13 protein-coding genes and 1 pseudogene are annotated in these 23,303 nt (G+C 33.4%); all 14 read left to right on the top strand.

The window, feature by feature from the left end; translation table 11 throughout:
• The coding region (locus AC27L2_RS08180; protein WP_487211264.1) for a T9SS type A sorting domain-containing protein at window positions 1-526 on the top strand (526 nt) is incomplete at its 5' end.
• 134 nt (window positions 527-660) lie between these two features.
• On the top strand, window positions 661-2,268 hold the full coding sequence (locus tag AC27L2_RS08185; protein ID WP_487211265.1) for a sodium:solute symporter family transporter: 1,608 nt from the start codon (window positions 661-663) through the stop codon (window positions 2,266-2,268).
• Window positions 2,269-2,308: 40 nt separating this feature from the next.
• The gene (locus AC27L2_RS08190; protein ID WP_487211266.1) at window positions 2,309-4,957 is read left to right on the top strand and encodes a T9SS type A sorting domain-containing protein; all 2,649 of its coding nucleotides are present in this window, start codon (window positions 2,309-2,311) and stop codon (window positions 4,955-4,957) included.
• 68 nt (window positions 4,958-5,025) lie between these two features.
• A complete protein-coding gene (locus AC27L2_RS08195) occupies window positions 5,026-7,767 on the top strand; it encodes a TonB-dependent receptor (RefSeq protein WP_487211267.1) in 2,742 nt (913 codons plus the stop codon).
• Window positions 7,768-7,801: 34 nt separating this feature from the next.
• On the top strand, window positions 7,802-10,891 hold the full coding sequence (locus AC27L2_RS08200) for a hypothetical protein (protein WP_487211268.1): 3,090 nt from the start codon (window positions 7,802-7,804) through the stop codon (window positions 10,889-10,891).
• 14 nt (window positions 10,892-10,905) lie between these two features.
• Window positions 10,906-11,934 carry a PorV/PorQ family protein gene (locus AC27L2_RS08205; protein WP_487211269.1) on the top strand — a complete coding sequence of 343 codons (1,029 nt, stop codon included), beginning with the start codon at window positions 10,906-10,908 and terminating at the stop codon, window positions 11,932-11,934.
• Between the two features lie 310 nt (window positions 11,935-12,244).
• The gene (locus tag AC27L2_RS08210) at window positions 12,245-13,213 is read left to right on the top strand and encodes an ROK family protein (RefSeq protein WP_487211271.1); all 969 of its coding nucleotides are present in this window, start codon (window positions 12,245-12,247) and stop codon (window positions 13,211-13,213) included.
• Window positions 13,210-15,015, top strand: coding sequence for a glycoside hydrolase family 3 protein (locus AC27L2_RS08215; RefSeq protein WP_487211273.1), 1,806 nt, complete (start codon window positions 13,210-13,212; stop codon window positions 15,013-15,015). Before AC27L2_RS08210 ends, AC27L2_RS08215 begins: the two co-directional genes overlap by 4 nt.
• Before the next feature lie 20 nt (window positions 15,016-15,035).
• Entirely contained in the window at window positions 15,036-17,246 is a 2,211-nt protein-coding gene (locus AC27L2_RS08220) for a glycoside hydrolase family 3 C-terminal domain-containing protein (RefSeq protein WP_487211274.1), read from the top strand.
• Window positions 17,247-17,254: 8 nt separating this feature from the next.
• Entirely contained in the window at window positions 17,255-17,992 is a 738-nt protein-coding gene (locus AC27L2_RS08225) for a carboxylesterase family protein (RefSeq protein ID WP_487211276.1), read from the top strand.
• A 33-nt stretch (window positions 17,993-18,025) separates the two neighbouring features.
• Window positions 18,026-19,243, top strand: coding sequence for a glycoside hydrolase family 5 protein (locus AC27L2_RS08230; RefSeq protein ID WP_487211277.1), 1,218 nt, complete (start codon window positions 18,026-18,028; stop codon window positions 19,241-19,243).
• 190 nt (window positions 19,244-19,433) lie between these two features.
• Window positions 19,434-21,440: pseudogene (locus tag AC27L2_RS08235) on the top strand (glycoside hydrolase family 3 C-terminal domain-containing protein); the annotation flags it as partial.
• A 96-nt stretch (window positions 21,441-21,536) separates the two neighbouring features.
• Window positions 21,537-21,797, top strand: coding sequence for a fibronectin type III-like domain-contianing protein (locus tag AC27L2_RS08240; RefSeq protein WP_487211351.1), 261 nt, complete (start codon window positions 21,537-21,539; stop codon window positions 21,795-21,797).
• Between the two features lie 235 nt (window positions 21,798-22,032).
• Window positions 22,033-23,067 (top strand): glycoside hydrolase family 5 protein, encoded by a 1,035-nt coding sequence (locus AC27L2_RS08245; RefSeq protein WP_487211279.1) that lies wholly within the window; start codon window positions 22,033-22,035, stop codon window positions 23,065-23,067.
• Window positions 23,068-23,303: the final 236 nt, after the last annotated feature.

Below are 23,303 nucleotides of genomic sequence, written 5' to 3' on the forward strand. Positions count from 1 at the left end.
TTTATATGATTCCACAATGAATGTAAGCATTGTTGGCAATTTTGATGTCATTTCAAGAACAAATGATTTTATATTTTCAAGTGATGGATATTGGTATGAATATTTTACAGGAGACAGCATTAAAATTGAAAATGGGAAAATTAAATTGGAGCTTGAACCTGGAGAATTTAAAATCTTTACATCAAAAAAAATCCCAACTCCTAAAAATGGTTTAGAGTTAATCACATCTGTTGAATCAAATTCAGTGAATAATTCAAAAGATTATATAATCTTTCAGAATTATCCCAATCCATTTAATTCTTCTACATGGCTAAAGTGGTACAATCCTCAAACCCAGAGAGTAACAATAAAACTTTATGATGCACTTGGTCAAGTAATTGATGTTTTATTTGATGAAATACAAAATTCAGGAGAACATCAATTATTATTAAATCCACTCAAATATAACCTTTCTTCTGGAGTTTACTTTGTTCAATATTCTTTTAATAACTATAAAACTATCAGCAAAATAGTATATCTTAAATAACATTTCTGGTTATTAAAATAATAACCAGAACTTATCATAAAAATAATCGAGCCAAAAGTATTTTTTCGAAAATCCTTTGAAAAGATGCAGATTTGCAATCTTTTGTGTGGTATTGTTTTTGAAAAAATACTTGTATGGAAAACTCGATAAGTTTATTTGATAGTATCATAATTTTTATTTATCTGATTACGGTGCTCGGAATTGGTTTGAAAGCTCGTAATCAGGATAAAAATTCTTCAGAATATTTTCTTGCAAATAGAAATCTTGGCTGGATAGCTGTAGGTATATCCATATTTGCTGCAAATATATCGAGCGAGCATTTTATTGGATTGGCTGGTTCTGGAGCTACACGTGGTCTTGCAGTTGGACAATTTGAATTGATTGCAATTTTTTTGCTGGTTCTTCTCGGATGGATTATTTCTCCTATCTATAAAAATCTTGGAATTTTTACTACACCAGAATTTCTTGAAAAAAGATTTGACAGTGAAAGCAGAAAATTTTTTTCGGGCATTTCTATTTTAACATATATTATAACTAAAATTCTTGTTACACTTTTTGCCGGAGGAATTCTTTTCAATCGCATTTTAGGATGGAGTATTTTTTCGTCGGCATCTGCAATAGTTTTAATTACTGGGATTTATACACTTGTCGGTGGTTTCTCTGCTGTTGTCAGAACTCAAGTATTTCAGGGAATTTTCTTTTTTGTTTCTGCATTTGTATTTACAATATTTGGATTGAATGAAGCTGGTGGTGTTAACGGTTTAATCCAAAAACTTCCAGCAGAATATTTCCAAATGTTCAAGCCAATCAACGATCCAGAGTTTCCATGGACAGGAATAATTTTTGGAGCTCCTATAATTGCTTTCTGGTATTGGTGTGCAGATAATTATATTGTTCAGAGAATTATTGCAGCAAAAAGTATTGAAGATGCTCGCAGCGGAACATTGCTGGCAGCTTTCTTAAAAATTTTCCCAATCTTCATTTTAGTTCTTCCAGGTTTGATTTCTGCTGCTCTCTATCCAGGAATTGATGGCGACGAAGCTTATCCAGTTTTACTTTCAAGCAACATTATTCCATCAGGCATAAGAGGATTTATAATTGCTGGATTTTTAGGTGCAATGATGTCTTCTCTTTCATCTTCATTCAATACAATTTCTGAATTGTATACAATAGATTTTTACAAACCCTCACATCCTGATGCTTCCGAAAGAACTTTGGTGCTTGTTGGAAGAATGACTACAATATTCATCGTTGTCTTTGTCTTACTCATAGTTCCATTTGTGAAAGTAATTAACAACCAGATTTATATTTTTCTTCAAAGCACGCAAGCATTTATTAGCGCACCAATTACTGCTGTATTTATAATTGGACTGATATTCAAAAAGATTAATTCAAGAAGTGCTTTCATCAGTTTAATTGTTGGGGAATTTTTTGGTCTTTCCCGTTTTGTGATTGAATTGATGATGAAATCTAATTTGATAACCAATAAAATTTTACTTGCCTATGCAGAAATAAATTATCTCCATTTTGCAATCTTTTTATTTATCCTTACTTCACTTATGCTTTTTGTTTTTAATTACTTATTTCAATCTGAATATGATTTAAGCAAAGCAAAAAATTTTTTCAGTTCAGGAGTTCAGGGCAGCATAATTGATATTCAAATGCAAAATATAAAAATGAACATTCTAATTTCAGGGGTTATACTGATTTTAACAATTAGTTTATGGTATCTGTTAATGTAACAAATATTAAAAACTTCTAAACAAAATAAGGAGTAAGTGTATGAAGAAAATTACGTTATTAATTATTCTGTTTGTATTTGCTGCTCAATTAAATGCACAATGGGTGGTAAATACACTGGATAATACTGTAGCAAACAAGTTCTGGAATTATCCTGAACCGGGCAACTTGCACGGATTAGGAACAGGAACTGGTTATGTTGTTCTAAGTGATGAAACTTCCCAGCAAAAATTTGGTGCTGGTGCACTCAAAGTAGAATGGCATGTTAATTATACAGAATCATGGGGTGGATTTGTTCAGGTAATGCATCTAAATTCAACTGAACCGGGAAACCCTGAGTTTAATCAATATATCGATATGAGTATGGCTACTCATATCAGTATTTGGTATAACAATCTTGTTCCATCATCAAAACCTGGTTCTGTTCACATGAGATTTAAATTGCATGAAGCTGGTGGTGGTGCAAATTATTGGAATAGTCCTGCAGACCATGAAGATTGGTATTTTGAAACTGCTGTTCCTTACGATGCAACTCCAGGATGGAAAGAATTATTAATTCCTCTTGTTGATAATGGTGTTGCAAATCCAGATGACCGTGGTTTTACTTTGCCAGGCTGGAGTGGTGTTGCAAATAATGGAGTTCTTGATTTAGATAAGATTGTTGGTTACAGCATTGAATGTACCACTCCTCTTACTGGTGGTCAATGGGCAGAAGGTGTAATTCTATGGGACCATATTACACTTGTTGGTGCACGTTATACTCCATTATCAACTTTTGACAATACCGCTGCTTTGCAAGGTTATTGGAGCATAGACAAAATGGATTGGGATGGTGCTGCAGCTCCTATAACTAAATTAGAATTATCTGATGAAACTGTTGATAAATTCGAAGGAGCATCGGCTCTTAAAGTACATTACAAAGCAGTTGCTTCTCAAAGCTGGGGTGGGTATGTTAATTTAGAACACATGTTTGACAAGCCAGTTAATCTTGCTGCAAATACTGATTTATATATTGCAATAAAAAATCTAGACCCAAATAAACTAACAGGCAGACTTCAAGTAAGACTTATTCTTTATGATAACAGCGGCAGTACTCGCGAAAGCTGGTTTACATTATTTGACATTAATGTAGATGAAGCATTTGATTGGAAAACAGTAAAAATCCCACTTGTTCAAGCAGATGTAAGTGACTGGTCATTACAAAAAGGTGTATTTAAAAATCCTGATGGCCAAGGTAACGACGACAGAATGTTCAATACAAGTGCTATAAGTGGATTTAAAATTGAATTTTCTATTGATGCAAATGGACCTATTGGAACAGATGTAATTGCTGAAGGAACAATTTTATTTGATTTCTTAATTCCTTCTGGTCATCAAGAAACAGATAAAACTCCTCCTGAAGCTCCACAAGGATTGGCAGTAATTCCAGGTTCTTATACAAACTTAATTACATGGAACGATGTACCTGGAGAAACAAGTGAAAAATATACAATCTATTTCAGCCCAGAACCTATTACAGATTTGAACTCACCCAAAGTAAGTTCTGTAAAAGCTAATATTCCTGAAGGTGTTGGTGTTGTTGAACATGTTTTAAGAGCGCCTCTTAATGACCAGAATGTTTCTTATTACTATGCAATAACATGCACCGACAAAGCAGGAAATACTTCACTCCCAGCAATTACAGATAATCCTGTGACTAATATGGCTAAAGGAGTTCCTGTTGTTGCAATTAAGACAGTCAACTTCCAAGCTGATGGTAATTTGGATGAATGGAATGGCATCGTTCCATTTGAATTAAAACAAGGAACTGCATTTGTTGCTCCAAATACTTTTATTGATAATGATAATGACCTTTCTGTAAAATCCTGGATTGCAATTGATCAACAATATCTCTATGTAGCATTTGATGTTACTGATGATATTGTTAATCCTACTTCTCGACCTGAATCTTATCTCAATGACGCTCCAGATTTATTTATTGGTATGTACAATATGACAGGATTAAAACATACAGCATATCAAAGGGGTGATGCACCGGATTATCATATTAGATTCCATAAGAATCATATCAGAATTGAAGGTGGTGGAAGTGATACTGATTCACTTGTTGTTCCAGGTTCAAATTATTACTGGCAGGAAAAATTCCCAACAGGTTACATTGTAGAAGCAAGAATTCCTTTGAATGACTTAATGAACAAACGCGCTAATCCTGATGCAAAGAAAGATAAAATATATGTAAAGGAAGGATACCGAATTCCAATTGACTTCTCAATCAATGATAATGATGCTACAGGAAACAGAGAAGGAATCTTATGCTATTCACCTGATAATCAAGACCAATCCTGGTCAGATGTTTCAAGATGGACTTATACTTTTATTGGAGATAAGATGAGTCCAATTACGGATGTAGAAAATAATTCTCTTCCACTTACATATTCACTATCACAAAATTATCCAAATCCATTTAATCCAACTACTCAAATTCAGTATTCAATTGAAAAAGCTGGAAATGTTGTTTTAAGAGTATATGATTTACTTGGTCGTCAAGTTGCAGAACTTGTCAATAACTTCCAGCAGCCAGGAATTTACAATGTAACTTTTGATGCTTCCAGACTTTCTACAGGAGTTTATTTCTATAAACTTGAAAGCGGCTCATTTGTTGATATTAAGAAAATGATTCTCATTAAATAATATTTCTAATTGAGCGCAGCTGAAATATGCTGCGCTCGTTTATTATAAAAAATTTTGAGGATTAGACTATGTGTAAGATTAAATCAATGATAAGAAATAAAATGATAATACTTAATTCATTTAGTAAACCGTACAGCTTATCTGTGCTAAAATTTATATTAATAGCTTTCTTTTTAGCTTCTAATATTTTACTTGCCGGTACTACAGGTAAATTAGCAGGCAAAATTATAGATGCCGATACCAAAGAACCTTTGATGGGTGCCAATGTAATTTTGAACGGAACTAATTTTGGGGCTGCTGCAGATATGGATGGTTATTACTATATCAATAATATTCCACCTGGCACCTATACTGTTACTGTAAGTATGGTCGGATATAATAAAGTCACAATTGAAAAAGTTGTTATAAAAATAGATTTAACTACACGCCTTGATGTTCAATTAACTTCAACTGCTGTAAGTGTTGGTGAAGTTGTAATTACTGCTACTCAACCATTGATTATCAAGGACTTAACAGCATCTTCTGCTATTGTTTCTTCTGATGATATTAAACTTATGCCAGTAGAAAATATTCATCAAATAATTAATCTTCAGGCTGGTGTTATTGATGGACATTTTAGAGGTGGAAGAAGAGGCGAAGTTGCTTATCTGGTTGATGGCATTTCTGTTACAGATGCTTACAATGGGGGTCTTGGTATTCAAGTGGAGAATAATGCAATTCGACAAATGGAAGTAATCAGCGGAACTTTTAATGCTGAATATGGACAGGCAATGAGTGGTATAGTGAACATTGTAACAAAAGATGGTGGCCAAAAATTTGAAGGAAATGTTTCTGCTTACATGGGAAGTTATTTAACAAATCATAAAGATATTTTCTATAATTTGAACAAAATCAATCCTAAAGGACCAAGAGATGTTCAATTTAGTTTGAGCGGTCCAACAAAAATTTTAAATAATCTTACTTTCTTTATTTCTGGAAGATATTTTGGCGATGAAGGCTATATCTACGGCAAAAAAGTTTATAATGTAACTGATAATCGCCCAATCTTTCCAGACCCAATGGATAATACAATTTGGATTGACCAGCATACTGGTGATGGTTCTTATGTTCCAATGAATCCAACTCAAAGAAAATCTTTCAATGGTAAGCTTACATATTCAACTCAACATTTTAAGTTCAGTTACAATTTTGCATGGGAATATAACTGGAATAAATATTACAATCATTATTACAGATGGACCCCTGATGCAATTAAAAATCATTATAGAGTTAATACCACAAATAATTTTCAAATAAATTATTTCCCAAATCAAAGCACTTATTCATCATTAAAATTATCTTCGAGTCTTTTTAAATATTGGGGACATTTATACGCAGATGAATATGACCCTCGTTATGTAGAACCAAATCAGGGAAGTCCATATTCAGGTTATACATTCAGTCAAGGTGGAAATGAAACTGATAGGTATAATCGTTATACATTAACATACATTGCTCAATGGACTTTAGAATCACAAATAACAAAAGAGCATAAAGTAAAATTAGGTGTAGAAGGAAGACTTCATACACTCTACGACCATTGGAAAACAATCAGGAATTTGACAGAAGGTCAACTTGATTCACTTGGCAATCCAATTTTTACTCTTGGTTACAGCGACCCTGGTACAAAGTATAATCAATCTTACAAAAGAAATCCTTATGAAATTTCAGCTTTCATTCAGGATAAAATGGAATATGACATAATGATAATAAATGCTGGTGTACGATTCGATTATTTTAATTCTAATGCTGAGCTTCCTGTTGATTTAAGAAATCCTTTGAACAATCCAAATTTTCCCGGAGCTAATCAAAAAAGAAAAGCTGAAGCTGAATATCAAATTAGTCCACGTCTTGGTGTGTCTTTCCCAATTTCTGACAAAGGAGCAATTCATTTTTCGTATGGACACTTTTTCCAGATTCCAACTTTTTCTAATCTATACACAAATCCAAATTATATTATTGACCAGACTACTTCTCTTTCCTCATATATTGGAAATCCAGAATTAAAAGCACAAAAAACAGTTAAATATGAACTTGGTTTGCAGCAAGTAATTTTCCCGAATGTTTCAATTGATTTATCTGTTTACTACAGCGATATCAGAAATCTGCTCGGCATGCAAATAATGGAAACTTATGAAGGATTTTTATTTGGAAGATATATTAATAGAGATTATGGAAATGTTAAAGGTGTAATTCTATCTCTCGATAAAAGATTTGCTGATTTCTTCAGTGCAAGAATTGATTATACATATCAAATTGCTGCAGGAAATGCATCAGACCCAATGGCAGAGTTTAACAATAATCAATCTGACCCGCCAGTTGAGTCAAATAAAAAAGTAGTTCCATTAAACTGGGACCAAACTCACACTTTAAATGTAGTTCTAAATGTTGGCGACCCAAATGATTGGGTTGCAGGAATAATTTTTAATTATGGTTCTGGTATGCCTTACACAGAAGAACCGCGCTATACACGTGGTCTTCGATTCGAAAATAATGGCAGACGTCCTTCTTATCTTAATGTAGATTTAAAAGCAAACAAACACTTTAGAATTTTTGGTTATGATTTCAATTTCTTCCTTCTTGTTTATAATCTATTTGATATTAAAAATGAAGTTGGAGTTTATGCAAGCACAGGAAGAGCTGATAAAGATTTAAATGTGAAATTTGCCGGTCCAATTATAGGATTGAATACAATTGATGAATATCTTAAAAACCCCGGCAACTTTTCTGCTCCACGCAGAATTAGTTTAGGGGTGAATGTAAATTTTTAGAATGAAAATTTAAGTATAGAAAATGGAGTTAAGAATGAAGAGAAATATTTTGATTATAATTTTCTTTCTGATTAATGCGGGAATTATTTTACCGCAAATTGATCCCCAGATTCAAAAATACAGGAATGAACCTTATGGGGATAAAACATACAGAAAGAAAGGAATAATGGATGGAAATTTAATTAGAACAATATTCAGGAATGATGGGCAGGTTGGCTCCTGGCCCGATAGACCATCTGGTGAATGGCCTAAAGGAACAGGTCATAATTATATTGATGGTGTTACTCCTTTAATTAGTTCTGCTGTTATTGCTCCTGGTAATGGACAATTAATTCATCCATGTCAAACTTCATATAGAGAAGAAGTTGATTTTGACCCTGTGACAAATGAATTGTGGGTAATGGAACCAGTGCCTGGTTACGCTGCCCCTGGTTCAGAAGAACCAGCAATAAGCACAAAACCAAAAACGTGGCCCGACAAATGGCCCCGTGCTCTTCCCAATATTGATGCAAATTGGGATGGTTACTGGTATGGCTATTTTGGCAGAGGTGTTCAAAATGCAGATTTCGAAACTTTCTACGTAATGGATGATTCAAAAGATAAAGAATTTACTCGCCTCCCTTATAACTATTTCCCAATTGCTGCAGACCATAACCGCGGTGGATTGGGATTAAGAGTTGAAGTTCGCGGTTTCCAATGGTCTCATGTTCTTGCTGAAGATATTATTTTCTGGCATTTCGATATAGTTAATTTATCCGACTTCAATTACGATACAACATACTTTGGTTTCTACTGTGATACTGGAGTTGGCGGTGTAGATGATAACGGCGATGACTGTGCTTCTTATGATACTAAACTTGATATTGCTTATGGATTTGATAACGACGGCAAAGCACCGCCAGACAACTGGAAAGTTGGCTATGTTGGCTATGCTTATCTTGAAAGTCCTGGTAATCCATGGAATAATTTTGATGACGATGAAGATGGAATGATTGACGAAAGAAGAGATGATGGAATTGACAATGATGGCGACTGGGTTCCGTATTCAGACCTTAATGGAAATGGAGTTTGGGATGTTGGTGAACCTTTGAACGATGATGTTGGTCAGGATGGTGTTGGTCCTTGGGACCCACAATACAAAGGACCAGACATTGGCGAAGCAGATGGCTTGCCTACAGATGGTGAACCAAACTTTGATAAAACAGATAAAGATGAATCAGACCAAATTGGATTGACAAGTTTATCAATCTATAGACTTGCCGGCAAAGGACCAACTGACGGGTGGCCCAAAAATGATGAAGTAATGTGGCGTAAAATGAATTACGCAAATTTTGATACATTACTTCAAAATTCTAACATAAGTATGGTCTTTGGTTCAGGCCCATTCCCGCTTAAATTGAATAGACGCGAAAGATTCTCAATGGCTTTGGTTTTTGGAAGTGATAAAGAAGATATGATTTTTAATAAAGAAACTGTTCAACAAATTTATAATGCAAATTATAATTTCTCTAAGCCGCCTTATAAACCAACTCTTACTGCTGTTGCTGGTGATAAAAAAGTATTTCTTTACTGGGATAGAAAAGCAGAAGAATCTCGTGACCCATTCCTTGGTTATCAGGATGGCGACCCAAGAAAAGGTTACAAAAAAGATTTTGAAGGTTACTTGATTTATAGAAGTCAAGAACCAGAATTTAATGACATAAAAGTTATTACAGATTCAAAAGGAGAACCAAAATACTGGAAACCTATTGCTCAATTTGACTTGAAAGATGGAATTAAAGGTCCAGATCCAATCGGAATCAACGGTGCACATTTCTGGAGAGGTGATGATACCGGCTTACAACATTCATATGTTGATACAAATGTTGTAAATGGACAAAAATATTATTATGCAGTTGTAGCATACGATCAGGGTGACCCAAACTTTGGTACTAAAGGATTAATTCCTTCTGAAACAACAAAAATTATTACAGAAAATTTAGTAGGTCAGTTACAATTTGTTGATATCAATTGTGCAGTAGTTGTTCCTAATGCGCCTGCAGCTGGGTATGTTCCTCCTCAAATCGTTGGCGATTTGAATAAAGTATCATCAGGAGTTGGAACAGGAAAAGTTGCAGTCGAAATTCTTAATCCGAACATAATTGAAGAAGGGAAAGAATATAAAATTGTGTTCAATTCATCTGGACCTGAATATGATTACAAAACAATTTCTTATTCTGTTCTGAGAGTTTCTGGTAATAAAGTTGATACATTAATAGCATCAGTTGATTCATCAAATATTGGAACTGGTAAATTTAGCCCTCCTTTTGATGGTCTTTCAGTTTCTGTTATTAATGATAATGCAGTTCAATATCGACCTGAGAGCTCAGGCTGGCTAGTTGGAAAAAGTAATGTGGTTATGATTGTTACTCCAGATAAAAGCTCACCTGCAAGAAATATTGCATGGCCCTCTGACTATATGATTGAATGGTTAAGTGCACCAACTGAAATTACTCCATTTACAAAAATAAGTGTTCCATTCAAAGTTCATAACTTAACAAGAGGTGATGTGGTTAAAGCAGAAGTATTCGATAACAACAGTAACAAAAAATTTGACCTTGGTGATGATATTGTAATTATTGAATATGTTGGAACTGCATATAAACTTACATGGAGAATAAGTTACAATGCACCTGCTGGAGTTAATGTTATCGAACCAAGCGCTGGAGATAAATTTGTCTTATCGACAACAAAACCATTTAGAACAGGAGATTACTTTACATTTAAGACCAAAGCTTCTTCTGTAGATAAAGAACTTGCAAATTCTCAATTAAGTAAAATTCAGGTTGTGCCAAATCCATATATTAGTGCAAATATTTGGGAAAGAAGAAATCTCAATCAAACTGGAAGAGGTGAAAGAAGAATTGATTTCATTCATCTTCCAGCTCAATGCACAATTAGAATTTACACTGTAAATGGTGCTTTAGTAAAAACATTGCATAAAGATTCTGGTCCAGAAGATGGTTCATTATCATGGAATTTAATTTCCGAAGATGGAATGGAGATAGCTTATGGTTTGTATATCTTTCATGTTGATGCACCCGGAGTTGGTGAGTACATTGGTAAATTTGCTGTAATTAAATAGGATGGAGAAAAGATATGAAAAGATTAACATTAATTTCATTAATAATTTATTTTGTGAGTTACACGATTTATGCACAGAGCTTTGTTTCAAATGTATCCAAGAGAGGAACAAGCGCTGCACCATTTCTTTCAATTAGTCAAGGTGCCCGTGCATCAGCAATGGGAAGTGCATTTGTAGCAATCTCAGACGACCAGAGTGCAATTTACTGGAACCCCGCTGGTCTGGCAAAATTATCCGGTGTTGGAATTCTTTTCGAACATACAAAATGGATTGCAGATATAGATTACAATTTCTTTGCAGCTACTTATAACATAGGAGATATGGGTACTGTGGGATTTAGTTTCCTTACTTCTAACATTGGAGAAATGAATGTAACAACAATTGAAGAACCTGAAGGAACGGGAGAAACATTTAGTGTTTCTGATGCAATGTTCAGTTTAGCTTATGCAATTAACCTGACTGATAATTTTGCAATTGGATTCAATCCAAAATTTGTAATGCAAAAAATCTGGAAAATGACCGCAACAGCTTTTGCAGTTGATATGGGTGTACAATATGTAACTCCTTTTGATGGTGCTGTTCTTGCAATGTCAATTTCAAACTTTGGTACGAAAATGAAACTTGATGGAAATACTGCACTTGTTCTGGTTGATTTAGACCCCAACAGTAGTGGAAACAATGGACAGATACCTGCTTACCTTCAAACCGAAGGTTGGGAACTACCTCTAAATTTCAGAGTTGGCATTGCATATCGTCCAATTGATACTCAAATGCATAAGCTGAATTTAGCTATTGATGCAATGCATCCAAGTGATAACTATGAAAGTGTAAATGTTGGAGCAGAGTATATTTTCAATGATATGTTTTCGATTCGTGGTGGATACAAATCTCTTTTCCTTAAAGATTCAGAAGAATCTTTTACTTTTGGATTTGGTGTAAAACAATTACTGCTTGGCAATATTGCAATTAAAGTTGATTATTCTTACGGCAGCTTTGGAAGATTAACAAATGTCCAAAAATTTTCTCTTGGAATTAATTTCTGATATCGTCTTGCTTTTCAAATCTCAAATCTTCAAAAGAGGCAGAAGTTTTTTCTGCCTCTTATTGTTGTTTATAATTATTTTTAGTTAAGAACTTTTTATTTAATTGTGTCAAAATTACACTTTAGCAATCATTATTATTTTAATAACAAACTTTATCAAAATAATAAGACCTCTCCTTTTTGTTCATAATTTGTTTGGGAGGTGCCCTTTTATTTTTTGATTTATAAATACATTTCAACTGTATTTATAATTCTTCAAGGCATAATTTTTGTCATTATATGTTATTTATTTGAAATCAAGGAGGAATTAAATGCCTAAAATTAAAGTTATGATAGGAGTGGATATTGGGGGCACAAATACAAAATTTGGATTTGTTGATAAAAATGGAAAATGCTACTTCGAAAAATCAATTCCCACAAGAGCAGAAGAAAAATCAGAACAATTATTCGAAAGACTTTTTTTAGAAATTAATCGTGCATACAAAAAATTTGAAAACAAACTTGAGCTTGCAGGCATTGGCATTGGAGCTCCAAATGCTAATTATTACAAAGGAACTGTTGAACAACCGCCAAATCTAAATTGGGGTACAGTAAATGTAATTCAAGAAATAAAAAAATATTCTTCACTTCCATCTGCAATTACAAATGATGCCAATGCAGCAGCTATTGGTGAAATGCTTTTTGGAACAGCAAAAGGAATGAAAAATTTTGTCGTGATTACTTTAGGTACAGGTTTGGGCAGTGGAATTGTAGTTGATGGAAAATTAGTTTACGGTGCAGATGGATTCGCTGGAGAATTAGGTCATACAATCGTTGACCCTAATGGAAGACAGTGTGGATGCGGCAGGAAAGGATGCCTTGAAACTTATGCATCTGCTAACGGCATTAAAAGAACTGCATTTGAATTGATGGCATCAACTTCAATCCCAAGTAAATTAAGATCAATTCCATACGAAAAACTTACATCAAAAGATATTTACAATGCAGCTAAGAAAGGCGACAAACTTGCTCTCGAATGTTTTGATGTAACAGCAAGAATTCTTGGATTTAAATTGGCAGATACAGTTGCTCATTTGAGTCCAGAAGCAATTATTCTTTTTGGAGGTTTGGCAGTTGCTGGTGATTTATTGATTAAACCAACAAAAAAATATTTAGAAGAAAATCTCTTAAATATTTTCAAGAATAAAGTGAAAATTTTACAATCAGCATTAATTAAAAAGAACTCGGCTGTTCTTGGAGCAGCAGCATTAATGTGGAACGAATTGGAGAAAAAATTATGAGAAAAAGAATCTTCTTCTTAATTGTAATTCTTTTTGCATTACTTTCATGCAGAAATGGTTCTATTAATTCTTTTAATCAAGATGAATTAGAAGAAATAAATAAAAAAGTTGATGCACTTCTTTCTAAAATGACTCTTGATGAAAAAATTGGTCAAATGATTCAGGTTGATAGAAGTGCTGTTATTAATAATCCTCAGGATATTAAAAATTATTTTATAGGTTCAATTTTAAGCGGAGGTGGTTCGGGTCCTGCAGTTAATACTCCCGAAGCATGGGCAGATATGTATGATATGTTTCAATCTTATGCTCTTCAAACAAGATTAAAAATTCCAATCATTTATGGAATCGATGCAGTTCATGGTCACAATAATGTTTATGGGGCTGTTATTTTTCCTCATAACATTGGACTTGGATGCACAAGAAATCCAGAACTTGTGGAACAGGTAGCAAGAGCTACTGCAGTCGAGGTTGCAGCTACAGGCATTGATTGGACTTTTGCACCATGTATTGCTGTTCCACAAGATGAAAGATGGGGCAGAACTTATGAAGGATTTGGTGAAACTCCAGAATTGGCTGAAATGATGGCTGCTCCTACTGTTCGTGGATTCCAGACTGAAATTCTTGGAAGCAATAATACTTCAATTCTTGCATGTGCAAAACATTTTCTTGGCGACGGCGGAACTAAAGAGGGCAAAGACCAGGGAGATACTCAAGTTGATGAATCAGTAATTAGAAGAATTCATCTGCCGGGTTATATTTCTGCTATTAATGCCGGTGTTGGAAGTATCATGGTTTCATACAGCAGTATCAATGGTCTAAAAATGCATGGAAGTAAATATTGGGTTACTGAAGTGTTAAAAGGAGAATTGAAATTTCAGGGATTCGTAGTAAGTGATTGGGGAGGAGTAGACCAATTGCCGGGTGATTATAAAACAAAACTTGAAACAGCAATTAATGCTGGTATCGATATGATCATGCTTCCTTATGATTACAAAAACTTTTTTGTATCAATGAAACAGCTTGTAAATGAAAATAGAATTTCTGTAAACAGAATTGATGATGCGGTAAGAAGAATTTTGAGAATTAAATTTCTTCTTGGATTGTTTGAAAAACCATTTGCAGACCGTTCATTATTATCAAAGGTTGGAAGTCAAGAACACAGAGCAATTGCAAGAGAAGCAGTAAGACAATCATTAGTGTTATTAAAAAACAACAAAATATTGCCTTTGTCTAAAAGCAATAAGAAAATTCTTGTTGCCGGCAAAGCTGCAAATGATATTGGAATTCAATGCGGAGGATGGACAATTGCATGGCAAGGAGCAGAAGGCAATATAACCAAGGGAACTACAATTCTTGAAGCAATAAAAAAAGCTGTTTCACAAAACAGCACTGTGACTTATTCAATCGATGGTAATAATTTGCCTGATGCTGATGTTGCAATTGCAGTAATTGGAGAAAAACCTTATGCAGAAGGACAAGGCGATAGAACTGACCTGAATTTATCTCAAGAAGATTTAGAACTAATATCAAAAATTAAAGCTAAAGGAATTCCGCTTGTTGTTATTTTAATTTCTGGCAGACCAATGATTATCACAAATATTTTAGAAGATTGTGATGCATTTATTGCTGCATGGCTGCCAGGAACCGAAGGCGATGGAATTGCTGATGTGATTTTCGGCGATTATAAACCTACAGGAAAATTATCTCATTCATGGCCCAAAAGCATGTCTCAAATTCCAATTAATGTTGGTGATAATAATTATAATCCACTCTTTCCATATGGCTATGGTTTAACTTATTGATTAAATTCTTTGAGGAGATAATGAAAAAAATTCTTTTCTTATTATTAATTGCATTTACAATGAAAGCTCAAGTAAAATCATTTGAACAAAAAGTTGATTCAATTTTATCATTAATGACTATTGATGAAAAAGTTGGTCAGCTTGTTCAATTTACAGGCGGGACGGATACCGGAACTAAAACACCAAAACCAAAAGAAGGTCATGAAGATTTAATTCGAAAGGGAAGAATTGGTTCATTGCTTAATATTTTTGGTGCCGAAGAAACTAAAAGACTTCAAAAAATTGCTGTTGAAGAATCTCGATTAAAAATACCATTAATTTTTGGACTTGATGTAATTCATGGATTTAAAACTACTTTTCCTGTTCCAATTGCAGAAGCAAGTTCATGGAACCCAGAATTAGTAGAATTTTCTGCAAGAATGCAAGCTATTGAGGCATCTTCTGCAGGAGTTCACTGGACTTTCAACCCAATGGTTGATATTGCCAGAGATCCACGCTGGGGCAGAATTGTTGAAGGAAGCGGCGAAGATCCATATCTTGGTTCAATTATGGCTGCAGCAAGAGTTAGAGGTTATCAAGGAAATGATTTATCATCAGAAAATACAATATTAGCTTGTGCAAAACATTTTGCTGCTTATGGTGCTGCTGAAGGCGGAAGAGATTACAACACAGTTGATGTATCTGAAAGAACATTAAGAGAAATTTATTTGCGTCCATTCAAAGCTGCAGTTGATGCAGGTGCTGGTTCATTAATGGCTTCTTTTAACGAAATTGGAGGCATTACATCATCAGCAAATAAATTTTTATTGACAAAAATTTTGCGCGAAGAATGGAAAACAGATGCATTTGTTGTAAGTGATTGGAATTCTATCGGAGAATTAGTTGTGCATGGCTTGGCAGAAGATTTAAAAAAAGCTGCTCAACTTGCAATTAATGCAACTGTAGATATGGACATGGAAGGAAATGCTTACTTTAATCACCTTGCTGAACTTGTAAATGAAGGAAAAGTTGATGTTAAATTAGTTGATAATGCTGTAAAAAGAGTTTTGCTTGCTAAATTCAAATTGGGTTTGTTTGATAATCCTTATAAATATTGTGATGAAAACCGTGAAAGAAAAACTGTCTTAAGCAAAGAAATGATAGATGCTGCAAAAAAAGTAGCATTAGAATCTATTGTATTGCTGAAAAATCAAAATCATCTTCTTCCATTAAAGAAAAATATAAAATCTATTGCGGTTATTGGTCCACTTGCTAATTCTAAAGATGACCCATTAGGACCTTGGGCACAAGAAGGAAAACCAGAAAATGTTGTTACTGTTCTTGAAGGAATAAAAAATAAATTAGGTAATAATGTAAAAATTAATTTTGCCGAAGGCTGCTCGGTAAAAGGAACTGACAAAAGCGGATTTAAAAAAGCAATTCAAGCTGTTCGAAAGTCTGAAGTTGCAATTGTTGTTGTTGGCGAATCAAGAGATATGAGCGGCGAAGCTCAATCACGTGCTACACTTGATTTACCAGGTGTTCAAGAAGATTTAATTAAAGAACTATATAAAACTAATAAGCCAATTGTTGTTGTTTTAATGAACGGAAGACCATTAACAATAAATTGGATTAATGAGAACATTCCTGCCATTCTTGAAACATGGTATCTTGGAATTCAATGCGGCAATGCAATTGCTGATGTTTTGTTTGGAGATTATAACCCAAGTGGTAAACTTCCAGTTACTTTTCCAAAATATGTTGGTCAAATTCCAATTTATTATAATCATAAAAATACAGGCAGACCATATAATCACGAGCAACCTCAGTATACTTCTTTTTATAATGATTTCTCACTTGAACCCCTTTATCCATTTGGTTATGGTTTGAGTTACACAACGTTCGAATATTCTAATCTTACACTCGACAAAAAATTGATTAAAAAAGATGAATCATTAAAAGTAAGCATTGATGTTAAAAACACAGGCAAATACGAAGGAGCAGAAATTGTTCAGCTTTATATTAGAGATTTAGTTGGAAGTGTTACAAGACCAGTAAAAGAACTAAAGGATTTTGTAAAAATTAATCTCAAACCCGGTGAAACAAAAAAAGTTGAATTCACAATTACACCAGAAAAATTAAAGTTCTATGACATTAATATGAATTACGTAATTGAACCAGGTGATTTCAAAGTCTTTGTAGGAAAAAATTCTGTTGATGTTCTTGAAGATTCTTTTAAAGTAATTGAATAGAGGGAAAAATGAAAAAAACAATTTTATTGTTCTTCATTTTATTATTTTCAATTGGATGTTCATCAAATATGATTGTAAAAGAAAAAATGGGAAAGCAGTCAGAACAAAATTTAAAAACAGAAATTCGGAAAACAGTTAACATTAATTATCTGCTCTATCTTCCAAAGGATTATGATTTGAAAGAAAAATTTCCATTGCTGCTCTTTCTTCATGGTGCAGGTGAAAGAGGAAATGATTTACAACTTGTTAAAAAACATGGTCCACCAAAATTAATTGAAGAAGGAAAAGAATTTCCTTTTATAGTTGTAAGTCCACAATGCCCATTAAATAAAAGGTGGGACCCAGATGAATTAACAGCATTGCTCGATTATTTAATTGAGAACTATAAAGTAGATAAAGATAAAATTTATGTCACAGGTTTAAGTATGGGCGGCAATGGAACATGGAGATTGGCTGCTAAAATTCCTGATAGACTTGCAGCAGTAATTCCAATTTGCGGCTGGGGTGATTTGTTTGAGGTTTGCATGATGGGAAAACTTCCTGTATGGGCTTTTCATGGTGCTAAAGACCCAGTTGTTCCTCTTAAAGCTTCTGAAGATTTAGTTCAAAGATTAAATAGCTGCGGCGGTAATGCTAAACTTACTGTTTATCCCGATGCAGAACATGATTCATGGACAGAAACTTACAATAATCCAGAAATCTATGAATGGCTGTTGAGTAAATCATTAAGTGATAGAAACAAGTGATTTTAATCTTTAAAAAATATTATCCGTAATTCGATGAAGTTTATAAAAACTATTTCTCTAATTTTATTAATTGTTGTAATCTCTAAAGCTCAGCCAAATAATTTTGTTAAGGTTGAAGGAAAACATTTTGTTGATTCTGATGGCAATATAATTTTGCTTAAAGGAATTAATCTTGGCAACTGGCTTAATCCGGAAGGATATATGTTTCATTTTAAAAATGTGAACTCATACAGACTCATTGATAATGTTATAAAAGAATTAGTTGGACCAGAAGAAGCAAAAAAATTTTGGAAGAACTTTCGAGATAACTATATAACTCGAGATGATATTGAATTTATTAAAAAATCAGGCTTTAATCACATAAGAGTTCCATTTAATTTCAAACTCTTTCTGATTGAAGATGAGCCGGAAATTCAACTCGATGAAGGTTTCAAAAGATTGGATGATGTTGTTTCATGGTGCAAAGAATTTAATTTGTATATTGTTCTTGATATGCATGCAGCACCAGGTGGACAAACAGGTGATAATATCGACGACAGCTGGGGTTATCCATTTTTGTTTGAAAGCAAAGCTGCACAGGAAACTACAATTAAATTGTGGAAAAAAATTGCAGAACGATATAAAGATGAAACAATTATTCTCGGTTATGATTTATTGAATGAACCTATTCCACATCACTTAAATAACAAAGAAGAACTAAATAAATTGTTGGAACCTCTCTACAAAAAAATTTCAGAAGCAATTCGTTCAGTTGATAAAAATCATATTATCTTTTTAGGCGGTTCACAATGGAATACAAATTTTAAAATATTTGGTCCTCCTTTTGATTCTAATCTTGCTTATACTTTTCATAAGTACTGGATGCCGACAGAACAAAAAGAAATTCAAGAATACATTGATTTCAGAGATAAATATAATGTACCGATATGGCTTGGTGAATCAGGTGAAAATGATAATGATTGGATAAAATCATTTAGAGAACTTCTTGAAAAAAATGAAATTGGCTGGTGCTTTTGGACTTACAAGAAAATGGAATCTACAAGAGGTGTTGTTTCATTTCCTAAAACCAAAGAATGGGATGAAATAATTAAATATGCTGAGGGTTCAAGAAAGAATTTTGAAGAAATCAGAAAAAATAAACCTTCAAGAGAAATTGTTATAAAAGCATTGAACGATTTAATTGAAAACATAAAATTCAAGAATTGCGTAATTAATCATGACTATTTAAAGGCTCTTGGATTAGGTAATTAAAAATTTATTATAATATTAACAACGATTATTCCTCTGATATTTTATAAGATTCTTAAACATCTTAGGAGGAAATATGAAGAATGTATTAATTTTATTTTTGATTGCATCAACAATTTTAGCTCAAGCGAAATTTCCATATCAAGATTCTAAACTGCCAATTGAAAGAAGAGTAGAAGATTTGCTTTCACGAATGAGCCTTGAAGAAAAGATTGATTTATTAGGCGGAACAGGATTTGCAACAAAACCAATACCTCGATTAGGTATTCCAGAACTTCGAATGACAGATGGACCAGTTGGAGTAAGATGGAATCCATCAACTGCATTTCCTGCATCAATTGCAATGGCTGCAACTTGGGAACCAAATTTAATCAACAAGATTGGAAGTGCAATTGCAAGAGAAGTTAAAGGTAAAGGACGCCATGTTATTCTTGGTCCTTGTGTGAACATTGTTCGACTACCAACATGGGGAAGAAATTTTGAAACTTTTGGTGAAGACCCGTTTCTTGCATCTCGAATGACGGTAGAATACATCAAAGGTGTTCAAAAAGAAGGAGTTGCTGCAACAGTAAAACATTTTGCAGCTAACAATCAAGAACACGAAAGAATGTTCGTTGATGTTATGATAAGTGAACGCGCTTTGAATGAAATTTATTTCCCTGCATTTTAATCTGCTGTTATAGAAGCCGATGTTCTTTGTGTAATGTGTGCTTACAATAAAGTTAATCAACATTTTGCAAGCGAGAACAATTATTTGCTTATTGAAAAACTTAAAAAAGAATGGGGCTTTAAAGGTTTAGTGATGAGTGATTGGGGTGCAGTTCATTCTTCTATTCCAACTGCAAATGGCGGGCTAGACCTTGAAATGCCTTATGGAACTTTTTTGAATAAAGAAAATCTTTTGCCTGCAATTGAAAATGGTGAATTATCAATTGAAAAAATTGATGATAAAGTAAGAAGAATTCTAACTGTAATATTTAAACTCGGTTTGTTCGATACACCTGAGTGGAAAGAAAATTCATCTTTAATTAATAGTCCAGAAAATCGTAAAGCAGCCTATGAAACTTCACTTGCATCAATTGTTTTACTAAAGAACGAAAAAAATATTTTGCCTTTGAATAAGGATAAAATCAAATCAATTGCTGTTATTGGTCCTTCTGCTAAAATTGCAAGAACTGGAGGCGGTGGCAGTGCTTATGTTATACCGATTAATCCTGTATCTCCTCTTGATGCTTTGAGAAATAAATTACCAAAGAATATAAAAATTAATTTTGAACCCGGAGTTTTACTCGAAGGCGATACACAAGGAATTCCATCTGAATTTTTATTTACAGATGAAAGTCAAAAAACAAATGGATTGAATGCAGAATATTTTGATAATGTTAATCTCTCAGGCGAACCCAAAGTAAGAAGAATTGATAAAAATATTTCTTTCAACTGGGCAGACGGCAAACCAGCGAATGAATTAGATATTAATAATTTTTCAGTTAGATGGACAGGTTATTTGAAAGCTCCTCAAAGCGGTGAGTTTATTATTAACACTGCAACAGATGATGGTGTTCGTCTCTGGTTTGATGATAATCTTATAATCAATGATTGGACAGACCACGGCGTAATGACAATCTCTCGAAAAATTAATTTAGAAAAAGGAAAATTGTACAAGATTAAAATGGAATATTATGAAAAAAGCGGCGAAGCTGTTGCAATCCTCGGCTGGCAAACACCAGCAGATAATTTGTTGAATAAAGCAATTGAATTGGCTAAACAATCTGATGTTGCTTTGTTATTTGTTGGAACTTCAGATAGAATTGAATCTGAGGGAATGGATAGAGCAGATTTAATTTTGCCAAGCGAACAGGATGAATTAATTCGGAAAGTCGCTGAGGTTAATAAAAATACTGTAGTTGTTTTAACAACAGGGGCACCAGTTTTAGTTGATAATTGGATTGACAAAGTAAATGCTGTTCTTGAAATGTGGTTTGGTGGAAGCGAAGGAGGAAATGCCATCGTTGATGTATTGTTTGGTAATTACAATCCAAGTGGAAAATTACCAGTTACTTTTCCAAAAAGATGGGAAGATTGCTCAGCTTATGAAACTTATAGAAAATATCCAGCACGCACTTATTATGCAGATGATATTTATGTTGGCTATCGCCATTTTGATAAATATAATATTGATCCTGCTTTCCCATTCGGATATGGATTATCATATACAACTTTCGAATATTCAAACATCAATGTTGCTGATAAAGGAGATAAATACGAAGTAAGTATCGATTTGAAAAATACAGGTAATATGAAAGGAGCAGAAGTTGTTCAGCTTTATGTAAGTCAAAAAAATCCTAAAGTTGATAGACCGGTTAGAGAATTAAAAGCATTTAAGAAAGTTTATTTAAATCCTGGCGAAACTCAAAAAGTGATACTGGATTTCGATAAAAATTCTCTGTCGTATTATGATGAATCATCTCGTTCATGGAAACTTGATAAAGATGATTATGAAATATTAATTGGAAGTTCTTCACGTGATATTAAATTAAAGAGTATAATTTCTTTATAATGTTGATATAAAGAAAAAAATGTAGAACAGACTTTAGTCTGTTGTTATTATATCTGTTATATTGAAGATGTAGAAAATGTAGAACAGACTTTAGTCTGTTATTACCAGAAAATGCAAGTATGTAGAACAGACTTTAGTCTGTTATTACCAAGCTAAAGTTCAGAGCATTTTATTTAGTTGCATCTACTTTAGTTCGGGATAATCAATTAAAAAGAGATTAATATTAAGTGTGCTTATGAAATCTAAAACAATTACTTTGATTTTAATTATAACAATGTTTTTTTCATTCTCTTGTAAGAAAGAAGGGAACACAATTACTGACCCGCCAGCTATTAATTCTCCCAAAAGTGTTGTTGAATTATACGGCAGATTACAAGTGAAAGGAAATAAAATTTTTGGCAAAGATGACAGTGTTGTAGTTTTGAGAGGAATGAGTTTGTTCTGGAGTCAATGGGGCGGACATTTTTATAACGAGAATGTAATTAAATGGTTAAGAGATGACTGGAAATGCACAATTGTTCGAGCAGCAATTGGAGTTGAAAGTGGAGGTTATTTAACTAATCCACAAGCAGAAATGCAAAAAGCAGAGATCGTAATTAATGCAGCAATTAAATACGGCATTTATGTTATTGTCGATTGGCACGACCATAATGCACAGAATCATTTGGAACAATCAAAAGAATTTTTTAAAACTATTGCACAAAAATATGGTGATAAACCAAACATTATTTATGAAATATTTAATGAACCTCTTCAAGTATCGTGGACAAATGTTATAAAACCTTATGCTGAAGAAGTGATTAAAACAATTCGTCAATATGACCCGGACAATTTAATTGTTGTTGGAACTCCAACATGGTCGCAGGATGTAGATGTTGCTGCAAACTCTCCAATTCAAGATAATAATATTGCATACGCTCTGCATTTTTATTCAAGCACTCATAGACAATTTTTAAGAAACAAAGCAACAACTGCATTGAATAAAGGAATCCCGCTTTTTGTAACAGAGTATGGAATAAGTGAAGCAAGTGGAAATGGAAATATTGATTTGAATGAAGCAAATATCTGGATGAATTTTATGGAAAGTAATAAGCTGAGTAATTGTAATTGGTCAATAATGGATAAAGCAGAAAGCTCGGCTGCATTAAAACCTGGTGCAAATACATCTGGAGGATGGACAGAAAATGATTTAACACTTTCTGGTAAAACAATCAGGAATTATATATTTTCAAAAAATGCAGCCATATTTGAATTGCTGAATAATAAATAAATTATTTTGAAGCAAATAATCTATTTGATAAGCTGAATTAATTTTAGATTCTTCATCGTCCGCCTTTGCGGACTCCTCAGAATGACTAAAGAAAAATGTAAATTAATTCTAAACAACGAAAGTAAACATAAAGTCATTCTGAGCAAAGCGAAGAATCTATAACTTATTTAAATTCTTTGGTCACTTCGTTCCCTCAGAATGACATGTTCGTTATGATCATTTTGAAGGCAGTGAAG

The sequence above is a fragment of the Rosettibacter sp. KY25 genome, from assembly GCF_057554405.1.